The sequence below is a fragment of the Bacillus sp. FSL W8-1202 genome, from assembly GCF_038006165.1.
In the GTDB taxonomy this organism is placed as follows: Bacteria; Bacillota; Bacilli; order Bacillales; family Bacillaceae; genus Bacillus; species Bacillus subtilis.
On record NZ_JBBOUR010000003.1, the window covers coordinates 1 to 17,086 of the forward strand.

Consider the following 17,086-nt stretch of genomic DNA (forward strand, 5'->3'; position numbering starts at 1 on the left):
ATACCAGCTATCAGTCATTGCCCCTTTTTCATATAAATCATATTTATAATACGCATCAGGGATTTGTTCTTTAGCCCAATAAGAGAATAAAATTGTGGCAGCCTTACTCCCCCATCCCAGCCCAGGGACAATACCGACTAATGACATTGTAACTGATAACGCATTTTTAGCTGCTTTTGTATGTCCAGATAAAGTCCCCACATAATGGTATCCTTTTTTAGGTTTTGCAGCCTGTGTTGTGAATTCATTAGAATTTAAATTATTGTTTTCATAATTTGTTCTGTTAGCAACATTTTCATCATACTCAAAGTTCAAGCCTTTTTGTTCTATGCCATCGACTTTTACAGTGTGATCATTTCCGTTCATCTGAACTTTGTGAGATTCATTTCCACTCACATACTCAATTTCAACTAATTTCCCGTTCGATGAAATCTTTTCACTTTTCATTTTGTAATGTTGTGCTAGTTCTTCGTAAGAAGGGGTTTTCTTAGAGTCCTCCTTAGCAGAAGCGTAACCTGCAGGTAAAAGTGAGCCTAAAGTCAATGATGCAGCCATAACACAAGTAATAACTCTTTTCTTTCTCAATTAAAATCCTCCTTGTGTTACACCTTAAGAATCTGAATTACTAAATACTTGCTTAATTTTATAAGCAATTACTGCGAGGTATAAAATTGCAACAAACACTAAAACTCCAGTGCCATAATCAGTTTTTGCAACTAGAAAAAGACTTAACACACCGAAAATAATGTACATTACAATATCAAAGATATTTTTCTTGTTGTTCATTTAAACTCCCCCGTTTAGCAATTGATTCCAGGTGCATATTTGATTGCAGCCCCAGTGTATTAAATACTTACAATTTTGTCCAATCCGAACTCTCTGGCAATATTACTTTAATCATATCGCAAAATAATTTTTCGAATTATTTTCAGCACACCTACTCTAACATGATTCTTTTTTGATTTACATAAAAAATCGAAAAATTGAGTCGTTTTTCCTTGGAGAATAACTGTGTATAAATCTTAAAAAGGACTATTCATTCATTTTGATAATTAGAGAAACGTACTCTTAGAAATCTAATTTCCATTAAAATCCTTTGCGTATTTGTCGATAATATGGAGAGGTGATGAAAATGTTCAATAAGAAAACAGTTAGACGAAAATTGGCGGAACTAGATGCATCAGAATTAATAAAATTTATAAGAACAGAATTTCCGTCTACTGGACAAGACTTCAATTCATTAAATACAAAGCTTCAGGTTTTAAAATCGTTAAACCATGAGGAATTATCCTCAGCAATAGCAAGGATGTCAAGAATTGAAACAGCATGCGATGTTTCAAAAACGATATCTTTATCCGCAATTGTTGTAACAAGTATAACGCTTTTATTTAAAACAGTGTTCGGTGATAATAGCTCAGTAATGTCCTTTTTGGTAATTTTTTGTGTCATAGCCATATACGGATACACTTTACTTGATAAAAGGACTCATACGACTGCTGTATATTTTAAAGACCTTCTCACTAGAATAAAAAGTGATAAATAAATCCTCTGCATTCATATAGCCCTACTGAAAACCATGGTATAATGTAGGAAAATGATACCGGCGGTGGTTGAATGGGATATAAGTTAATGGCTTATGGTGGCTATTTTTTATTCTGTCTTTTCTTTTTGCTAATGGATGGCTGGAGAGGCATGGGAATTTGCTTAATAATTGCAGGATTAGCCCTATTAGCACTTGAACCTTACAAAATTAAAAGCCAAAAAAATATAGATAAACTAAAAGAAAATGCGGAAACACTTAAGCACTTCGACGTTGGTTTTAAACCAGACAATTTCTTTAATACTTACAAAACTAAAATTGCTTTTAAAGAATCTGATTCTCTTGTGAAAATATATCTGCTTAATAGAGATGAACATATTGAAGAATACACAATCCCTTTTTCCAATATTATTGAATCCGAAATTACTTTGGACAATCAAATAATTTCTAAAGTATCAAAATCGGGAATTGTAGCTGGTGGCCTGTTAGCTGGAGGCATTGGAGCTGCACTTGGAGGGTTGTCTGCCTCTTCAATACAAAATGAAATGGTCAAATCCGTCACGCTAAAGATTACGGTTGAAGACCTCAGTAAACCTATCCATTACATCGATTTTCTCCCCACACAAGAAGTTGAAGGGTATAATACTCAGGGGTATAAGAAAGATAGCAATATCATTCAACAAGCACTTAAGAATGCAGAATATTGGCATGGTGTTATGGATGTAATTATTAAGAAAGCAAACAAAGTCGCTCAATAACTGAGTGGCTTTTTTCTTTGTCCTCTCCCCTACTGAAAGGAAGTGATTCTTACTTGAGTCAAAACCTCAAAATTATACTAACCCCACAAGCTGATACCTCATCTAAAACTGTCGAACAGTTAAATCAGCAAATTAAATCTCTGGAAAAGAAACTCAACTCCCTCAAGCTCAATACGAATATTGATTCTACAACCTTAAAAGCTCTGCAAGAATTCTCCTCTGCTGTCGATGCATATCAGAAAAACCTAAAATCCTATAATCAAACAGTTAGAGAAACCTCAACAGTAATTAAGAATGCTGACGGATCGGTTGAAAAACTCACCCAGCAATATAAGAAGAATGGTGAAATACTTCAACGCGAAACGAAAATAATCAATAATCGCAATACTGCTCTAAAGCAAGAAACTCAAGAGGTTAACAAGCTTACACAGGCCACTGAGAAACTAGGACAGGTTCAAAAAAAGACTGTGCAGAGAAATCTGCAAGGACAGTCAACAAAGGTTGTGCAGAAAAATCGTCACGGGTTCGATGATATTGTTTATACAACTGATCCTAAAACTAATTCGACTTCTTCAAAAACTACAACTAATTATGACCAACAAAGGAGAGCAATTGAGCAGCTTAAGCAAGATCTAGAGAAGCTTAGACAGCAAGGTATTGTTACTGATACGACCATCTCATCTCTTGGCCGAAAAATAAACACAGCTCAATCCGCTCAACAAATTGAAGCACTGCAAAATAGGATAAGGATGTTAGATGATAAATCTGCTGCAGTTGCGAAGAACAACGAATTAAAGAAAACCATTGAATTATATCAGCGACAGGCACAAGTAAATGTCCAAAACCTAAATACACGGTATGGCAGTTCAATGGGCTCTAGTAATAGACAAGCTGTTCAAGATTATTTGAATGCAGTAAATAGTCTTAATGTAAGCACTGGAAGCAATAATGTCAGATCACAAATTCAAAACTTGAATATGCAATTTAGAGAATTAGCCTCCAGCGCTCAAGCAGCTGCTAATCAAGCCTCTTCTTTTGGAGCAGAACTAACCCAAACCTTCAAAAGCATGTCCACCTATTTAATCTCCGGTTCTTTATTCTATGGGGCTATCTCTGGACTTAAAGAAATGGTATCCCAGGCAGTTGAAATTGATACGCTCATGACAAATATCCGCCGTGTTATGAATGAGCCGGACTATAAATATAATGAACTTCTCCAAGAATCTATTGACTTAGGTGATACACTTTCAAATAAAATCACAGATATTCTCCAAATGACAGGCGATTTTGGGAGAATGGGCTTCGATGAAAGTGAACTCTCCACGTTAACGAAAACTGCTCAAGTTCTTCAAAATGTCTCCGATTTAACTCCCGATGATACAGTTAATACTCTTACGGCAGCAATGCTCAACTTTAATATTGCAGCCAATGATTCAATATCAATTGCAGATAAATTAAATGAGGTTGATAATAACTATGCTGTTACAACACTCGATCTAGCGAATTCTATCCGGAAATCAGGTTCAACTGCTTCTACATTCGGGGTCGAGTTAAATGATCTTATTGGTTACACAACCGCAATTGCTAGTACAACACGTGAATCAGGGAATATCGTCGGTAACTCTTTAAAGACAATTTTTGCACGAATTGGAAATAATCAAAGCTCAATTAAAGCGTTAGATGAAATCGGTATTTCTGTCAAAACAGCTAGTGGAGAAGCTAAATCAGCAAGTGATTTAATTAGTGAAGTTGCTGGTAAGTGGGATACTCTTACTGATGCTCAAAAGCAAAATACTTCAATTGGAGTAGCTGGTATTTATCAGTTATCTCGTTTTAATGCAATGATGAACAACTTCTCTATTGCTCAGAATGCGGCAAAAACTGCAGCTAACTCTACGGGAAGTGCATGGAGCGAGCAACAAAAATATGCTGATAGTCTACAAGCTAGGGTAAATAAGCTTCAAAATAACTTTACTGAATTTGCTATTGCTGCTTCAGATGCTTTTATTAGCGATGGATTAATTGAGTTCACTCAAGCAGCAGGTTCTTTACTTAACGCTTCAACAGGAGTAATCAAATCAGTAGGGTTCCTACCTCCCCTTTTAGCTGCAGTAAGCACTGCAACCCTTTTGCTCAGTAAGAATACCCGCACATTAGCCACCACCCTAATTTTGGGCACACGTGCAATGGGGCAAGAAACTTTAGCAACTGCTGGGCTAGAAGCTGGTATGACTCGTGCAGCAGTTGCCTCAAGAGTTCTAAAAACTGCTCTTCGAGGGTTGCTTGTTTCAACATTAGTTGGCGGTGCGTTTGCTGCTTTAGGATGGGCGCTAGAATCATTAATTTCTTCTTTTGCAGAAGCTAAAAAAGCTAAAGATGATTTTGAGCAGAGCCAGCAAACCAATGTCGAAGCAATTACGACCAATAAAGACTCCACTGATAAACTAATACAGCAATATAAAGAGCTTCAAAAAGTTAAAGAGTCAAGATCTTTAACTTCAGATGAAGAGCAAGAATACCTTCAAGTCACTCAGCAATTAGCACAAACATTCCCTGCATTAGTTAAAGGCTATGATTCTCAAGGAAATGCAATTCTTAAGACAAATAAAGAGCTTGAAAAAGCGATTGAGAATACTAAAGAGTATTTGGCTTTAAAGAAACAAGAAACAAGAGACAGCGCAAAGAAAACATTCGAAGACGCTTCTAAGGAAATTAAAAAGTCTAAGGATGAACTAAAGCAGTACAAACAAATAGCTGATTACAACGATAAAGGTAGACCTAAATGGGATCTCATTGCAGATGACGATGACTATAAGGTTGCAGCTGATAAAGCTAAACAAAGCATGCTCAAAGCTCAATCTGACATTGAGAGTGGAAATGCTAAAGTTAAAGATAGCGTCCTTTCAATTGCAAATGCTTATAGTTCAATTGATATCAGTAATACTTTAAAGACGAGTATTAGTGATGTTGTCAACAAACTTAACTTAAAAGATGATTTAGATCCTGAAGAATTAGAAAAATTCTCCTCTTCTTTAGGAAAGCTTCAAGAAAAAATGCAAAAAGCTTTAGATTCAGGTGATGAAAAAGCTTTCGATAACGCAAAAAAAGATCTTCAAAGTCTCTTAGAAACATACTCCAAATCCGATTCTTCTATTGATGTTTTTAAAATGAGCTTCGACAAAGCACAGAAGAACATAAAAGATGGAGATAAGAGTTTATCTTCCGTCAAATCTGAAGTTGGTGATTTAGGTGAGACGCTGGCAGAAGCAGGTAATGAGGCAGAAGATTTTGGTAAGAAGCTAAAAGAAGCTCTGGATGCAAATAGTGTTGATGATATTAAGGCAGCTATTAAAGAAATGTCAGATGCTATGCAGTTCGATTCCGTTCAAGATGCCTTAAATGGGGATATTTTTAATAACACCAAAGATCAAGTAGCTCCTCTCAATGATCTTCTGGAAAAAATGGCTGAAGGTAAAAGTATTTCTGCAAATGAAGCTAATACCCTTATTCAAAAAGATAAGGAACTTGCCAAGGCTATTAGCATCGAAAATGGCGTTGTGAAAATTAACCGTGATGAAGTTATCAAACAAAGAAAAGTTAAACTTGATGCTTATAACGACATGGTTACCTACAGCAATAAATTGATGAAAACAGAAGTTAACAACGCTATCAAAACTTTAAACGCTGATACCTTACGGATTGACAGCCTGAAAAAGCTACGAAAAGAACGAAAGCTTGATATGTCTGAGGCCGAACTGTCAGACCTAGAAGTTAAGTCAATTAATAATGTTGCAGATGCAAAAAAAGAACTTAAAAAGCTTGAAGAGAAAATGCTTCAACCTGGTGGATACTCCAATAGTCAAATTGAAGCAATGCAAAGCGTTAAATCAGCTTTAGAATCTTATATTTCTGCATCTGAAGAAGCCACCAGTACACAAGAAATGAATAAACAGGCACTTGTTGAAGCTGGAACTTCATTGGAGAATTGGACAGATCAACAAGAAAAAGCCAATGAAGAAACCAAGACTTCCATGTATGTTGTTGATAAATACAAGGAAGCATTAGAAAAAGTTAATGCTGAGATTGACAAGCACAACAAGCAGGTCAATGATTATCCTAAATACTCTCAGAAATATCGAGATGCAATCAAGAAAGAAATTAAAGCACTTCAGCAAAAGAAAAAGCTTATGCAGGAACAAGCTAAGCTGCTTAAAGATCAAATTAAATCTGGTAACATTACTCAATACGGTATTGTAACCTCTACAACTTCTTCTGGCGGAACCCCCTCCTCAACTGGTGGTTCCTATTCAGGCAAGTACTCAAGCTACATAAATTCAGCAGCTAGTAAATACAATGTTGACCCTGCCCTTATTGCAGCTGTAATTCAGCAAGAATCAGGGTTTAATGCTAAAGCACGATCTGGTGTAGGTGCCATGGGATTAATGCAACTGATGCCAGCAACAGCGAAAAGCTTAGGAGTAAATAACGCTTACGATCCTTATCAAAATGTTATGGGTGGAACAAAGTACCTCGCCCAACAGCTTGAAAAGTTTGGCGGTAATGTTGAAAAAGCATTGGCTGCATATAATGCTGGGCCTGGTAACGTAATTAAATATGGTGGTATCCCTCCTTTTAAAGAAACACAGAATTACGTCAAGAAGATCATGGCCAACTACAGCAAATCCCTCTCCTCTGCCACTTCTTCAATCGCCAGCTATTATACAAATAATAGCGCTTTTAGGGTAAGCTCCAAATATGGACAACAGGAATCTGGTCTCCGCTCCTCCCCACATAAAGGAACTGATTTTGCTGCAAAAGCAGGTACAGCAATTAAATCTCTTCAAAGTGGTAAAGTCCAAATTGCTGGCTACAGTAAAACTGCAGGTAACTGGGTTGTTATTAAACAAGATGATGGAACAGTTGCCAAGTACATGCACATGCTTAACACTCCTTCTGTTAAAACAGGTCAATCAGTTAAAGCCGGTCAAACTATTGGTAAAGTTGGTAGCACAGGGAACTCAACTGGAAATCACCTTCATTTACAGATCGAACAAAATGGAAAAACAATCGATCCTGAAAAGTACATGCAAGGTATTGGAACTTCTATTTCAGATGCGTCACAAGCTGAGGCAGAACGGCAACAAGGGATAGCCCAGGCTAAATCTGATCTTCTCTCCCTTCAAGGAGATATAGATTCAGTCAATGATCAGATTCAAGAACTTCAGTATGAACTAGTTCAATCCAAACTCGATGAGTTTGATAAAAGAATTGGGGATTTTGATGTTCGGATAGCTAAAGATGAATCAATGGCTAACCGATACACTTCTGACAGCAAGGAATTCCGCAAATACACCTCTGATCAGAAAAAAGCTGTTGCAGAACAAGCTAAAATCCAACAACAAAAAGTTAATTGGATTCAAAAAGAAATAAAAACAAATAAAGCATTGAACTCCGCTCAACGTGCCCAGCTTCAAGAAGAGCTTAAACAAGCCAAACTAGATTTAATTTCTGTTCAAGATCAGGTTCGTGAGCTACAGAAGCAACTTGTCCAATCTAAAGTTGATGAGACGCTTAAGTCAATTGAAAAGTCATCTTCTAAAACCCAAGGGAAAATTAAAGATGTTGATAATAAAATTTCAATGACTGAAGAAGATGAGGACAAGGTTAAGTACTATAGCAAACAGATAAAGCTCATTCAGCAACAACAAAAGGAAGCCAAAAAATATATCAAACAGCTTGAAGAGCAAAAGAAAGCTGCGAAAGGTTTCCCTGACATCCAGGAACAGATCACTGAAGAAATCGAAAACTGGAAAGATAAACAGAAAGATTTTAACCTTGAGCTTTATAACACCAAGAAGTCGATCAAGGATATTTATAAATCATTGGCTGATGAAGTTGTATCCATCTACAAAGAGATGTACGAAAAAATGCGGGATATTGAGTTAGAAGCCCATCAGAAAGCGACACAAGATAAGATTGATGAGATCGACAAAGAAGACGAAGAAGCTAAATATCAAAAGGAATTGAAGGAGAAAAACCAAGCAATACAGGAAACAAAAGATAAGATCAGTAAACTTTCCATGGACGACTCCTCTGAGGCTAAATCACAAGTCAAAGACCTAGAGAAACAACTTCAAGAACAACAGGAAGCTTTGGATGAGTACATAAAAGATCGCAGCAACACAAAACGGAAAGAAGCCCTTCAAGATCAGCTTGATAAAGATGAAGAATCAATTAACAACAAGTACGATGACCTGGTAAATGATGAACGAGCATTCAAAAAGCTTGAAGATAAGCTTATGGATGGTAAAATCACTGATATCGCTAAACAGCTTAATGAATTCACCAAGTTCATTAACGAGAATATGAAGTCGATTGGGAAAAGTATTTCTAATAACTTGATTGATAAGCTTAAGGACGCTGCCAGTGCATTAAATACCGTTACAACTGGAAATACAACAGGTAAAAAGGTGTCATCATTTGCTTCTGGTGGATATACAGGCACAGGACTTGGAGCAGGAAAGCTTGCATTCTTACATGACAAGGAACTTATTTTAAACAAGACAGATACTGAAAACATGCTGGAAGCTGTGAAACAAGTTCGTCAAACGTCCACTGATAATTCAGTAAAGACTACCTCTAAATGGGGTCAACCTGGTAAAATTTCAGATGTTTTAAGTAAGAGTATTTCTCTTGTTACACCAGCAATGAACGCTGCAGTTGCTAGTCAAACAAGTCTAACTAAAGGCTTAATTCCAACTCTTAAGAACTTCTCGACACCTACTGTAACCCCTTCTACACCTCAAGGAAATACATCAAACAATCAGAACTCATTCACAATTAATGTAACAGAAGCTAGTAATGCTAAAGAAACTGCAAGCTTAGTGTACAAACAATTAGCAAATGGTCTTAAAAATACTGGACTGAATTTCAACATAACATGAGTCGGCTAAAGCCGGCTCTTTTTATATTGGGGGTGAAAAATTGATTAGACAGAGCCAATATTTCCTGTTTGACAACGAAAAGTCCATTGACTACGGAGTGGAAAACGTTAATACAGAGTCTGGGTTAGTTGAGGAATCTTTTTTGGGTTCACGATCAGTTAATGAAACTTATGTAAAAGGAAGATCAGAGCCGTACACTGAAGGTGTCAAAAGAGAAGCAAAACAATTTCCTTTAAACTTTTATGTTGGTGAAAATTATGATGAGAAAAAAATAAGAGCAATTAAGCGCTGGCTAGATGTTGATGATTACAAGCCCTTAGCTTTCAGTGAAAATTTAGACATTGTGTATTATGCAATGCCCGTAGATACCAGTGATCTAGTCCATAATGCGGCTAGACATGGATATGTTCGTTTGACAATGAAATGCAACTCCCCTTATGCATATAGTCGAAACACAAGTACTCATTCCTTTGATATATCATCAGGAATGAAAACCATTGAACTCCATAACAAAGGCGATGTTGCGATTTACCCTACTGTTGAAATTCTTAAAATTGGCGACGGCGATGTAAAAATCGAGAACCTGAGTGATTATACTGATCCCTTTATATTCAGCAATCTAAAAGACAGAGAAATTGTTAAAGTGAATGGTGAAAAAGAAATAATCGAGTCGTCTTTATATGGGAATGAAAGATATGATGATTTCAATGACAATTATATTAGATTGGATTACGGAAAAAATCGATTAAAAGTGACCGGAAAATGCAAACTGAGATTCACTTTCAGATTTAAGTATCGGTAAGAAGGTGAAAAATTGATAACTATTCGCAAGGATACAGAGATAAAAAACATACGCTTATCCCTTGCTAAGCCAGATAAGACTAAAATAGCCAACATTGATGAAGTTCTGAATCCAACTGTAACTTTAAATCATGGAAGCAGCGTTCACGAACTCTCCTTCTCTATTCCGCTTAAGGCCACCTATGATGGGGTCATTAAAAGGAATCATGTTGTAGATTTACTAAAACCCTGGTACCTAATTAAAACTGAGTTCTATGGGCTTGCGATTTGGTTTATTATCACAAAAAGAACCAAGTCTTTCAGCAGTGAAATGGATACTGTACAAGTTGAGTGTAGATCTCTTCAACATGAATTGAGCAGAATAAGCGTTCTTAAATATGAGGAGACATCTAAAAATCTGCAGGAAGTAGTTACAGACTGTTTAAAGAATACCAGTTGGACGGTTGGATACATAGATACTCTCTTTAACGTAAAACGAAGACAGTTTGATGTATCATCAACTAACAAGCTTGATTTTTTATATTCAATCTGCGAGAAGTTCGATGCAGTTCCAGTCTTTGATACATTAAAAGAAACTGTAAGCTTTTATAAAGAATCAGACATTTCGAAATACAAAGGCCTCAAACTGAACCCTCGGCAATATATGATTAGCATGGACGATTCTGATGATGCAGACGAATTGGTAACAAGACTGTATGCTACTGGAAAAGATGGCATAAGTATTAATTCAGTGAACCCGACTGGTCAATCGTACATTGATGATTTCTCTTATTTCCTCTTCCCCTTTCAACGTGACGAACAACGAAATGTAATTTCCCACAGTGCCTATATGCCAGATGAACTTTGTCATGCAATTCTTGATTATAATGATCTTGTTAATAGCGAAGGAAATGCGTTTAATAAACTTCTCACCCAAAAGAACGAAGCTGAAACTGGTTTAACCGAATTGAATAATGAGCTTTACACACTTGATCTAGAAGTCCAAAAGTTATTAGATCGAATTGAAGTTGCGAAGAAAGCTGGAGATGACACAAGTCAACTAAAAGCTCAACTTGCCGTAAAGCAGAAAGCAGTTGCAGAAAAGAAAAACCAAATTGCTACGATTGAATCAACAATTTCTCAAATATCTGCTTCAATTTCTAAGCTTAAAGAAAAGCTTTCTTTTGAGAACAATTTTAGTGAAAATCAGCAAAAACTGCTCTCACGTTTCATTTCGACAACTGAGTGGTCAAATGACAGCATCTATGATGAGAATGAACTTTATGATGATGCCAACGAAGAACTCGAAAGTCGTAATACACCGCCAGTGAATGTAACACTCGATATTGTAAACTTTTTTAACTGTATTAGTGAAAAACATAACTGGGATAGGTTCAGTTTGGGAGACATAGTAGGAGTTCAACAGAGTGATTTAAATACCGATATTAAAGCCATTCTTTCAGCAATAACAATTGATTTTGAACAATCAAATATTAGTGTCACAGTTACAAATGGAAAAAGAGTTCAATCTGATTTTGAGAAAGTCATTAAGACCGTTTACAGAACAAACAAAATAAGTACTGAATTAAACAAAAGAAAGATTGAATGGGACAAAGTAACTGAAAACTTCAATATTCGAAATGACAGAATCTCAGTGCAGCCAGCACCCCCTGTTATTGCTTCTGACGGCACGGCAATTACCCATAAGGTAAATGATAACGGGTCAGTTGATATTACCATTCAGTGGAACTATGTTGATTCCAATGAAGACAAATACAACATTGATGGGTTTGAGGTTTACTTACACGGTAGTGATGACAATGAGGAGTACACATTTGGCTCTGTGCAAGCTAGTGAAAATTTACAAAATGTTAAATATGACAGGCGAACAGCTACTTTTACCGGATTGCCTTCAAATATGTACTATACAATTGGTGTTCAAGCATATCGAAGAGTAGATGCGGATATCGATATTAATCAAATTCTTCTTTCGGATATAGTTAAGTCAAATCATCCTTCTGAAAACCCCTACCTCCCTACTCCTTCAATTGAAGTAAAAGGAAGCCTTAGTGGAAAAGTTAATGGTCTTTATACAATTTCCACGGAATCTAAGCCAGAAGATCCAGAGACAGGAACAATTTGGATTGACCCAAAGACTAATAAACAGGAACTGTTTAACGGAGAGGAATGGATTGTTTCATCTGCTGGTTCAGCAGACTCTCTGAATGGTTTTACAGCTTCATTAACCACCTCACCAAACTCTATACCAGTACGTGATCAATCAGGGGTCATTAGTGGCTCAATAGATGGAAATGCAGAGATGTTAGGTGGACGAGCAGCTTCTGACTATGCATTAACTGAAAATATCCCCGTTCCTCCCAAGTTTGCTAAAGGTGTTTACACAGGAGACGGCACTTTAAGTAAACAAATTCCGCTTGCCTTTACCCCCGATTTAGTTAGAATAACCCCGATTTCACCTGAAGACAGTCAACTAGTAATTGAAAGTCAATTGGGGGGCTATGCCTATCAAGTTACTTCAACCGGACTTTCCCTTATTGGAGGAGATTTAAGCTATGGTGCTTTGGGAAACAACCTTTTTATCACAGGCTCAGATAGTAACTGCAGAGGAAATAAATTAAACGTTAAATATATCTGGGAAGCTTACCAACAAAATTAACGGAGGTGATTAAACTGGCTGATTTTGCTGAATTATATAATGACCCAATTTTAAGTAAAAAGAGAATAGGTTCTGTTGAAGACCCGTATCTAACTTATAGCGAGACATTAACTGTATACAACGGAAGAGCACTCCTAACTGAGATTCCTAACAGAGAGTTTCGTGTAGAAGTTATTGGAGATAAGAAGGAATGGCGAGAAATTGAAGATGGTGAACTAGAAGACAATTATTTTAAGGTTGACTACCTTATGGGAGTTGTCTTTTTTAATGCTTCAAATGAAGGGAAATCGCTAACCTTTAATTATAGTGGTGAAGGAGCTTCCTTCTTCCCTGCCTCTCGAATTTGGATTAAACGCCAAGGCAATATGGTTATTGAGACTCTACAAGGACTTATCGATGATGCTGAAGACACAATAATTCGGATGAATGAGCGAATTGCTGAATGTGAACGAGTAACAAAACGATGCATCGAAATAACAAACTGGTGTAGACAAGCAACTTCTGATTACGAGTATGTAGTTGAGAACACTAGAAAAATATATTTGCCGATGGTTTATACATATCAAGATTTAATGGATACTTACCCAAATCCTCAAATTGGGTGGGTTGTTACTGTTCGAGATACAGGTATTGAATATCGCTGGGATGGTTTTGACTGGATTAATATTAGCATTTCAGACCAATTCGATGGTTATAACGTTGTTTCAAGTTATATTGAACCTTACAATATTCGAACAGTGTGGCTGAGGACAAATAGCCCGCCTAGCAAAAAAAGAGTAAAACCTTCTAAAGATGCACCTGACGGTAGCATGGTTTGGATAAGGAAAGGATAAGGAGGAACATTATTGAGTGACAATCTAATTCCAGTAAATACAATGGGCTATTATGATGAAGAAACCAAACAATGGGTACCTATTGACGCTGTAGCTTTAAAATCAGAGAATAATAGGTTTACTGCAGATGACATCAGTCAGAAATTTAATAAAATTGGCGATATAGACGCTATTAAAGCCACAGGAAACACACTGTCTGAAAAGATTATTAGTGAATTTAATTATAGAGGAATCAATATTTCCTGGTTAGGAGCCAAAGGCGATGGAACAACTGATGACTCTAGTGTGTTTTCTTCCATAGAATCGACTTACCAAGATAATGTGTTTGATTTGGCAGGTAAAACATATGTCGTTAATAGCTTTCCGAATAAAAATAAATACTTGAACGGTTACTTTATCATTGACGGAAATAAATATTTCTCTGGATATGTATCATCGTTTCAAACAGGAAATTCAAATATCATCATCGGGAACAATGCTGCTAAAAACTTCCGACCAGGAGATCAATATAAAGGTATTGCAGGTCATAATATTATTGCTATCGGTGAAAATGCACTTTCAAATGCAAGTGAATACACTAAAAACACTACAGCAATAGGAGCCGGAGCACTATTTAATAATAAATATGGCGTTTATAACTTGGCCATTGGTTTACAAAGTCAATATTATGTTACCGGTGTACAAGGAGATGCTTTCAAAGGGACTCGGAATACATCTGTGGGCGATAATTCTATGCGCTTTAACAAAGACGGGTATTCTAACGTCGCTATGGGTAGAAACGCTTTACAGACAAATGAAAAGAGTCTTTGGAACACTGCTTTAGGTGCTGCTGCTATGTCTGGGTATGCCCCATTAAACCTGGACAGTAAAACAATTATAAATAATTCCCCTCAAACTGCCGGATACCAAGTTGCAGTCGGAACTAACTCCCTTTATTGGTCAAATGGAATTGGCAATGTGGGAGTGGGAGTAAACGCTGGACGGGAAATTAAAAATAGTCAGCGGAACGTTGCAATGGGTTACTATGCTATGAGTCAACTCGATTCTGATGTCTCATTCGAAGGAAAGCAAAGATTCTTCCCTAGTATTCAAGCAGGATACACTTGGATAGGTCAAGACATCACCCTTACTCATATTGGTCACACCTTTATTGTTGGCCAGAACTTGTCTTTAGCATTAGATGGTGGAGAGAAGTTTTCTACTACGGTTAAGAGCATCACTGTGGATACCTTCACAGTAAGCACTACACAGATCGCCCAGAATGAAATCTCTGGTATGGCTCAAGTGTCAGAGTATTACACGACTACTGGAACTTACGTATGGAAAGACAATAATATTCAAGTCTCCATGGGGAATCATCCTTTCCAAAATGGATATAAAGTTTTAATGTCAGTAGGTGGACGGGAAGCTATTTACTTTACTGTCGCTAATTCGACATCCTCTGGTTTCACTGTCTCTACAGATATTATCGGAGATGAATCAGGCGCAGTAAAAATCACAGAGTACTCCGACACTACACCAATGGCAGTTAATTATGATAATACAGCTATTGGTGTAAAGGCTGCATGGAAAATGAAAAAAGGTAGTTTTAACACTGCTATCGGTGGTCTTTCACTCGAAAACAACAAAGGCGATTATAACACTGCACTTGGCTACATGGCTCTTAAAAATAACACTACAGGAAATCAAAACACTGCATTAGGATATGGTGCATTAAGATTTACAACTGGTGGAGATGAAATGAAAGATATAAGCAACTCTACCGGCGTTGGTTTCAATTCAAGGGTTTCTGGAAGCAATCAGATTCAACTTGGTGATGGAAATTCTACTCCATACTCATTTAATGCACTGCAAAATAGATCTGACCTCCGTGATAAAGCTGATATTCGAGACACAGTTCTAGGCCTAGATTTCATAAATAAAGTCAGACCTGTTGATTATAAATGGGACATACGTGATGAGTATGTTGAAATTAAAGAAGATGGTACAGTAATCACCCATGAGCGAGACGGTTCTAAAAAGAAAAATAGATATCATCACGGTGTTATCGCCCAAGAAATTCAAAAGGTAATTGAAGCTGAAGGTATCGATTTTGGTGGTTTCCAACACCATGAACTTTCTGGTGGCGAAGATGTAATGTCAATTGGTTATACAGAATTTATTGCTCCTCTAATCAAGGCTGTACAAGAGCTTTCAGCAAAAGTTGAAGAGCAAGCAAAAGAAATAGCCGCTCTTAAGAAAGCATAATAAATTTTATGTATTTCTTTTAGGAGGTGGTTATGTTCTAGATAAAATATAGATTTTATTTAAAATACATACTTGAAAGACAGAGATAACAAGAGCATACGTGAGATAAAGAGAGATTGGGTTTAGTCACCTTCTCTCTTTTTTGTGCTCAAATTTAATTATTAGGAGAGATGTTTTTTGTCAGCTTATACAAACAATTATATTCCAGTAAACAAATATACTCGCCCTGGTTTAAAGTTAAATGGTGTTAAGAAGCTAGTTGTTCATTACACAGCCAATCCGGGTGCCGGGGCAGACAATCACCGAAGATATTTTAGCAATGCGCAAGTTTATGCGTCAGCTCACATTTTCGTTGATAAAACTGAAGCAATTTGTATCATTCCGTTAAATGAAGTAGCTTACCATGCTAATGATATTCAGCAAAGAGATAGTGCCGGAAATCCTTATCGAGGAGTTGCTGCGCTGAAACCTAATGCTAACTTTCTTTCTATTGGAGTTGAAATGTGCCTTGAAAAAGACGGTTCATTCCATTCAGATACAGTTGAAAGAACTGAGGATGTGTTCGTTGAATTATGTAATAAGTTTGGTTTAGATCCTATTGATGATATTGTTCGTCATTATGACATCACCCATAAGAATTGCCCTGCACCATGGGTATCTAACAGCCAAAAATTTGTAGACTTTAAAAATCGAGTAAAGGCAAAAATGTCAGGCAAATCTGTTTCAAAAGCTTCTCCAACTAAACCAACAACCTCCTCCCCTTCCACTTCCTCAGCAGCAAGTGGTTCACTAAAATCAAAAGTTGACGGTCTTCGCTTCTATTCAAAACCATCTTGGGAAGATAAAGATGTTGTCGGTACAGTAAATAAAGGCATTGGATTTCCTACAGTTGTTGAGAAAGTTAAAGTTGGATCTGCCTATCAATACAAAGTTAATAACTCTAAAGGCGCTACATATTACATCACTGCTTCTGACAAATATGTTGATGTTACAGGATCAGTTAAAACCTCTTCCTCTGCCCCAAAAACAACATCAACTTCTTCAAGCTCCTCATCTATTAAATCAGTTGGAAAAATCAAAATTGTTGGTGTATCAAGCGCTGCAATCGTAATGGACAAACCTGATCGAAATAGTTCTAAAAATATTGGCACAGTTAAGCTTGGAAGCACTATTTCAATTTCTGGTTCAGTTAAAGGTAAAAACAATTCAAAAGGTTACTGGGAAGTTATTTATAACGGTAAACGTGGATACATCTCAGGACAATTCGGTTCAAAAATTTAATTATATTCAATTATCTCGGAGGATAT

Annotated in this window: 10 protein-coding genes; 8 read left to right on the forward strand and 2 right to left on the reverse strand. The window is 36.7% G+C overall.

All coding sequences use genetic code 11. The features are described 5' to 3' along the window. Together NSQ09_RS21590 and NSQ09_RS21595 are read right to left on the reverse strand one after the other, a co-directional pair. Positions 1–585, reverse strand: a 585-nt coding sequence (locus NSQ09_RS21590) for a hypothetical protein (RefSeq protein ID WP_341032644.1), incomplete at its 3' end; no start/stop codon positions are given. 24 nt (positions 586–609) lie between these two features. Beyond that, positions 610–786 carry a hypothetical protein gene (locus tag NSQ09_RS21595; RefSeq protein ID WP_009966645.1) on the reverse strand — a complete coding sequence of 59 codons (177 nt, stop codon included), beginning with the start codon at positions 784–786 and terminating at the stop codon, positions 610–612. Positions 787–1,126: 340 nt separating this feature from the next. Here NSQ09_RS21595 and NSQ09_RS21600 point away from each other — a divergent pair, with 340 nt between their 5' ends. The 8 genes from NSQ09_RS21600 to blyA all read left to right on the forward strand — a co-directional run bounded on the left by NSQ09_RS21600 (position 1,127) and on the right by blyA (position 17,060). Further along, a complete protein-coding gene (locus tag NSQ09_RS21600) occupies positions 1,127–1,543 on the forward strand; it encodes a hypothetical protein (protein WP_282281371.1) in 417 nt (138 codons plus the stop codon). 71 nt (positions 1,544–1,614) lie between these two features. Further along, positions 1,615–2,298: an immunity protein gene (locus NSQ09_RS21605; RefSeq protein ID WP_086343985.1), complete on the forward strand. Its 684-nt coding sequence runs from the start codon at positions 1,615–1,617 to the stop codon at positions 2,296–2,298. A 53-nt stretch (positions 2,299–2,351) separates the two neighbouring features. Then, positions 2,352–9,242 (forward strand): transglycosylase CwlP, encoded by a 6,891-nt coding sequence (gene cwlP, locus NSQ09_RS21610; protein WP_341032645.1) that lies wholly within the window; start codon positions 2,352–2,354, stop codon positions 9,240–9,242. A gap of 40 nt (positions 9,243–9,282) precedes the next feature. Continuing rightward, complete coding sequence (locus tag NSQ09_RS21615) at positions 9,283–10,044, forward strand: distal tail protein Dit (RefSeq protein ID WP_042976268.1); 762 nt, start codon at positions 9,283–9,285, stop codon at positions 10,042–10,044. A gap of 12 nt (positions 10,045–10,056) precedes the next feature. Beyond that, positions 10,057–12,699, forward strand: a complete 2,643-nt coding sequence (locus tag NSQ09_RS21620; RefSeq protein ID WP_068947497.1) for a DUF7359 domain-containing protein — start codon at positions 10,057–10,059, stop codon at positions 12,697–12,699. A 14-nt stretch (positions 12,700–12,713) separates the two neighbouring features. Then, positions 12,714–13,532 carry a hypothetical protein gene (locus tag NSQ09_RS21625; protein ID WP_068947646.1) on the forward strand — a complete coding sequence of 273 codons (819 nt, stop codon included), beginning with the start codon at positions 12,714–12,716 and terminating at the stop codon, positions 13,530–13,532. Positions 13,533–13,544: 12 nt separating this feature from the next. Next, complete coding sequence (locus tag NSQ09_RS21630; protein ID WP_068947496.1) at positions 13,545–15,779, forward strand: tail fiber domain-containing protein; 2,235 nt, start codon at positions 13,545–13,547, stop codon at positions 15,777–15,779. Between the two features lie 177 nt (positions 15,780–15,956). Continuing rightward, entirely contained in the window at positions 15,957–17,060 is a 1,104-nt protein-coding gene (gene blyA, locus NSQ09_RS21635) for an N-acetylmuramoyl-L-alanine amidase BlyA (protein WP_072692676.1), read from the forward strand. Positions 17,061–17,086 lie beyond the last annotated feature (26 nt).